Origin of the sequence: Streptococcus sp. GMD3S, assembly GCF_000298695.2 — a bacterium.
GTDB lineage: Bacteria > Bacillota > Bacilli > Lactobacillales > Streptococcaceae > Streptococcus.
Window position 1 is genome coordinate 1 of the sequence record NZ_AJRC02000072.1, and the last position, 866, is coordinate 866.

Here is an 866-nt window from a genome sequence, read left to right on the forward strand (position 1 = left end):
TGGAATGTAGTCTACGAGTTTCAACAAGGTATCCATTGAAAGGGCACCCAAGCAACCCAAGGTAAATCCAATAAAGGCAAACAACCAAATTGTTGCATTTAGAGTAAACTTGAATTTCTTCAAATTATGGTTTTTCAAGTGCTTCATCGCCGTTTCAGGTGCTCCAGCACGTACAGTGTAAGCGAAAGTTTGTAAGAATTGAATCGCCACAGCAATCGGAGTAGAGAGGGCAAGAGCCGCTTCTGGACTGACTTTACCAGCACTAGTGATAGCCATCAAGGTACCAAAGATACCAGGTCCGATTGGGTTTGGTGGAACAGTACCTCCAGCACCAACACCGAATCCCATATAAGCCAATTCACCAATAGCTCCCATTGCAAGAGCAGTAGGCAAATCACCTAGAATAATTCCGACACCAAATGACAGAACAATACATCTATTGGTGTAAATTCCTAACAGCATTCCACTAAAACAGAAAGCTGTCCATAATCCAATTAAAATCGCTTGAAATACATTAATCGACATAACGATCTCCTCTTTTAAATATAGTCCAGAATATTGACTTCAACAGCTCCATCGTTTCCTGTTGGAGTTGTTTTCGTATTAAATGTTACTTGATGCGTTTGACTCAATTCCTTAAGAGCTACCTTGTCCTCTTCACCTAGGAAGATAGAGCGTGTCACCTGCTCTTTACCAGGGGCATTGTGAATGTTCCCGATATTGATTTCTTTGATAGGGACACCACCTTCTACCAAGGTTAAAGCATCTTTTACATCCTTCACAACGATAAAAATTGTTTGAGCAGGGTTAGCCTTGTGAATGATATCAATCACCTTTTGTAAAGGGAAGAAACGCATAGCAACTGA

2 protein-coding genes are annotated in these 866 nt (G+C 40.9%); both read right to left on the reverse strand.

The window, feature by feature from the left end; genetic code table 11:
• Positions 1–525, reverse strand: a 525-nt coding sequence (locus GMD3S_RS0210230) for a PTS sugar transporter subunit IIC (RefSeq protein WP_025173025.1), incomplete at its 3' end; no start/stop codon positions are given.
• A 14-nt stretch (positions 526–539) separates the two neighbouring features.
• Positions 540–866, reverse strand: a 327-nt coding sequence (locus GMD3S_RS0210235) for a PTS sugar transporter subunit IIB (protein ID WP_025173024.1), incomplete at its 5' end; no start/stop codon positions are given.